General features: G+C 50.6%; 3 protein-coding genes, 2 pseudogenes and 1 riboswitch. Of the genes and pseudogenes, 2 read left to right on the forward strand and 3 right to left on the reverse strand.

The genetic code is table 11. The features are described 5' to 3' along the window. The 3 genes and pseudogenes from GOB86_RS14810 to GOB86_RS14820 all read right to left on the reverse strand — a co-directional run. A pseudogene (locus tag GOB86_RS14810) lies at window positions 1–410 on the reverse strand (transposase); the annotation flags it as partial. A gap of 33 nt (window positions 411–443) precedes the next feature. Further along, window positions 444–668, reverse strand: coding sequence for a hypothetical protein (locus GOB86_RS14815; protein WP_165993420.1), 225 nt, complete (start codon window positions 666–668; stop codon window positions 444–446). Further along, window positions 665–1,759 carry an aromatic ring-hydroxylating oxygenase subunit alpha gene (locus GOB86_RS14820; RefSeq protein WP_051672108.1) on the reverse strand — a complete coding sequence of 365 codons (1,095 nt, stop codon included), beginning with the start codon at window positions 1,757–1,759 and terminating at the stop codon, window positions 665–667. Before GOB86_RS14820 ends, GOB86_RS14815 begins: the two co-directional genes overlap by 4 nt. 327 nt (window positions 1,760–2,086) lie before the next feature. Continuing rightward, a riboswitch (cobalamin riboswitch) is annotated at window positions 2,087–2,318 on the reverse strand. 359 nt (window positions 2,319–2,677) lie between these two features. Between GOB86_RS14820 and GOB86_RS14825 the strand changes: the two genes are divergently transcribed. Together GOB86_RS14825 and GOB86_RS16230 are read left to right on the forward strand one after the other, a co-directional pair. Further along, complete coding sequence (locus GOB86_RS14825) at window positions 2,678–3,661, forward strand: DUF1852 domain-containing protein (RefSeq protein ID WP_034931884.1); 984 nt, start codon at window positions 2,678–2,680, stop codon at window positions 3,659–3,661. Window positions 3,662–3,688: 27 nt separating this feature from the next. Continuing rightward, window positions 3,689–3,808: pseudogene (locus GOB86_RS16230) on the forward strand (methionine synthase); the annotation flags it as partial. Window positions 3,809–3,908: the final 100 nt, after the last annotated feature.

A 3,908-nucleotide genomic window follows, 5' to 3' on the forward strand; every position in this document is an offset into this window, starting at 1 on the left:
GGCAATCCTGTCGTTCTCCGCTGCCAGTCGCGGACGATAGCGAAAGCAGGTCTCGGATATCCCAAAAATCCGACAGGCCAGCGCAATGCTGACCCCATGATGCGCCACAGCCTGTGCGGCCAGTTCCCGGCGCTGGGCTGGCCGCTTCATTTTTTTCCAAGGGCTTCCTTCAGGATATCCGTCTGCATGCTCAGATCCGCATACATGCGCTTCAGCCGACGGTTCTCCTCTTCCAGAGCCTTCATCTGACTGATCATCGAAGCATCCATACCGCCATATTTCGCGCGCCACCGGTAAAACGTGGCGTTGCTGATCCCATGCTCCCGGCACAGGTCAGGAACCGGGACACCGCCCTCAGCCTGGCGGATTACACCCATGATCTGTGCGTCAGTAAAGCGATCACTCTTCATCAGAATCTCCTCATCCTTACGCTGAGAAAATTCTCATTCAAAAGCCACTCTTTTTATGGGGGGATTACCTGTTGGTAGATTGGAAACAGTCATCTGGAAAAGATCATAGCCATTCTGCTGCAATTGTTCTTCTTCAGGTAAAACTGCATCTGTCCCCAGTAAAGAAATGACACAGGTTCGATCAGGCGCCAGAAGAATGATCTTTTCCAGCAAAGGATGAAAAGCGTGGGAAGGTGGTGCTATAAAAGGCAATCTCATAGTGCTGCCTTTTCTGCGCTTTCCGGTGCCTGACCACATCGCCTGAGCAGATTGCGAAGTTGATTGATAACAGGAAAGACTTCCCGATTGTGATCTCCACCGAGGTCTTTCCATGCCGCCTGTTCCAGCTCGACAATCTCGCGATCTTCAAAGAAGACGCGCTCCGTGAATGCGACCAGTATTGGCCAGGCAAGATCCAGTAAAAAAGGCACTTTCAATCGTTTGATCGACAACAGACCGAAAACACGGTTGGTCATTTGCTCACGGTCCTGTGGCACATACGAGATCCACAACTCCATCACGGGTTCCTCAATCCCCTGCGTTTCAATACGCAGGCTCTGATAGGGATAGTGTGTCCTGATGGTCATGACGTCCCGATAGGCAAAATCCCGACCATCACGGCGTCTCTGGCCGTAGATCAGCGCCTCACTCAAAGGCTGTTTGCCGCCGGTTCGTGCAAAGGTGTAGCGGGCTTCAACAAAATCATCACCGTGGTCCATTCCCAGAAACCGCGGCTTCATTTTTCCGACCAACCGACTGTGCAGGACCTGGTGATTCATATCCATCAGGTTTTCATGCATGAAACTGTAATGACAGTTCACCATCTGCCCGAAACGTCGCGTGCGATAACGCGTATCTCTCACCCTTGGAAAGTCAGGGAGCGGGACAATCTCTGCAAGAGACTGATCCCCCATGAAAACAAAAATAAGCCCGTCTTTTTCGCGACAGGCCCAACTTTTGAGACGCAGACATTGCGCTTCGGCAGAAACATTGGGCGAAACACATTGGCCGTCCCGATTATATCTCAGACCATGAGCGGGACAGCTTATCTGGTCACCACAAACCTTTCCTTTGCCAAGCAGAACCTGCCGATGGGCGCACAGGCCATCTAGCGCATAAGGAACGCCGCTTTTAGGACGTACGATGACGATATGCTGTCCTGCAAACCGGACATCGATTGCCTTTTCCCCTCCCAATTCACGGGACCAGGCGACAGGATACCAGAAATCCGGGTTGGTTCTGACACGTCTTAAATCAATCTGTACCGCGCACGCTGAATGGTCTGAAATTTGGTGGAGCTCGTTTTCCATTACCTCGACACTTCAACTGGCTCAGCGCAAAGGAAACAACGCAACCCAAGTCATGGAGCGTTATGTCGTCTCTCGCATTTTGTCTGAGCAGGTATAACTCGTTATCAATTACCGGACAGAATGCGTCAGTGTCCGCCGGCTGAACCGAAAGTTTCTAACGGATCAATGCTGTCAGCAGCACAAAAGCGTTGTCCATATATCGGTCAGGAATAACAGAGCAGAAGACCGTGTCCGGACAAGAGGCCACCGCCTGATTCATCAGGAACGACCGCGGCATAAGGCAGACAGGCATATATTCTCTCCTCCCTTCGGTCATCCCGCCCGACGGTTGGTGGCTGAGCAATGGCAGGTCTCCTGGCTCACGGATCATGGCCAACCGGTTCCAACCTTCCCGTTCCTATGAGAACAGTGGTTCACGTTCAAAGTGAACGAACCAGTGACATACCGCCTACAGTTGCGGGAGCAGCCTCCGACTTTGCTTCTGGCCGAATGTCTGACCAGAACATAACGGAGTTCCCTATTAACCCGCTCGCGCGGGACCATTGAAGCGTTTGCCTTTGCACCATGCCGCCAAACGCATCCAGAGTGCAAGCTGGAACATCATGGAGCGGCGGAAGGCAGATATCAGTTTTTCGCATGTAGACCATGCGTCTGATTGACCTGATTTCCCGAAGACAAACAGTGCGCTGATCAGTTTCCGGTGTCGTTCTTTCCGGGGACAACGCCGCCACATTTTACCATGAACAAAATTGATGTGTTTATGAAATCAAATCATTTCTACTCACGGATACGTTCAGGCATAAAGCTGCGATGACGATGACCACCACCGCCTGAGAGAGGCAGAAGCCAAACTGGGGATGCCATGCATCACCATTGTCCTCATTCTGGATTGGGGTGGAAAAGGGACACAGGACCACAATGATTCAGGACTCGACATTCAGTATCCATAGGCTCCGCTTCGATGAGAACTATCATCCTTCTGACAGGACGCGCCTTACGACCAATTTTGCCAATCTGGCGAGAGGGGAAAGCCGTCAGGAAAACCTGCGCAACGTGCTGCGCATGATCGACAACCGGTTCAATGATCTGGCGCACTGGGATAATGCCAACAGAGATCGCTACACTCTTGAACTTGAAATCGTTTCTGTCGAGATGGATCTCGCCTTTTCTGGCAAAAGCGGCAGCTTTCCTCTGATCGAAGTCCTCTACACAACAATTGTTGATAAAAACGCCAACAAACGGATAGAGGGCCTCGCCGGGAACAGTTTTTCCTCGTATGTGCGGGATTACGACTTCAGCGTGTTGTTACCGGCTTACAATAAAGAGAAAGCCGAATTCAGTGTCCCCCATAACTATGGGGACTTACATGGAAATCTCTTTAAAAGCGTTATGAACTCGTCTGCTTACAAGCAGAATTTCAAAAAACCGCCAGTCATCTGCCTCAGTGTTTCGACCAATCGTACCTATCATCGGACGGAAAATCAGCATCCTGTTCTCGGCGTTGAATATGAGCAGCGAGAATTTTCCCTGACAGACCAGTATTTTCAAAAAATGGGTATGCAGGTTCGTTATTTCATGCCGCGCAATAGTGCTGCACCGTTGGCCTTCTATTTTTTTGGCGATCTGCTGTCTGACTATTCTGCCCTTGAACTGATCAGCACCATCAGCGTGATGGAATCTTTTCAGAAGGTCTACCGTCCTGAAATTTACAATGCCAATTCTGCGGCGGCTGACTGTTATCAGCCAAGCCTGAATCATCAGGATTATTCAAACACCCGAATTGTCTACGACCGGGAAGAGCGGAGCCAACTGGCAACCGCTCAGGGAAAATATACGGAAGAAAATTTCATCTGGCCATATCACGATATCCTCGAACAGTGGTCTGCCAGTGACGCCGGCTGATCCATCAGAAAGACAAGGTCATCTCTCATGAAAACACTGCTCCCCACCTCAACGGCTGGTAGTCTGCCCAAACCCTCATGGCTCGCACAGCCTGAGACCCTGTGGTCGCCCTGGAAATTGCACGGAGAGGAACTGGTCGACGCGGAAATCTCACAGAAGGGTTGTACATCGGGTTAGATTATGAAAAAGTCTGTTTTGTAGAAAAGAAATTTTCGTAAGCTATAAGAAAACCCGATGCAGACAGAGT

The organism is Acetobacter lambici (genome assembly GCF_011516885.1).
Taxonomy (GTDB): Bacteria; Pseudomonadota; Alphaproteobacteria; order Acetobacterales; family Acetobacteraceae; genus Acetobacter; species Acetobacter lambici.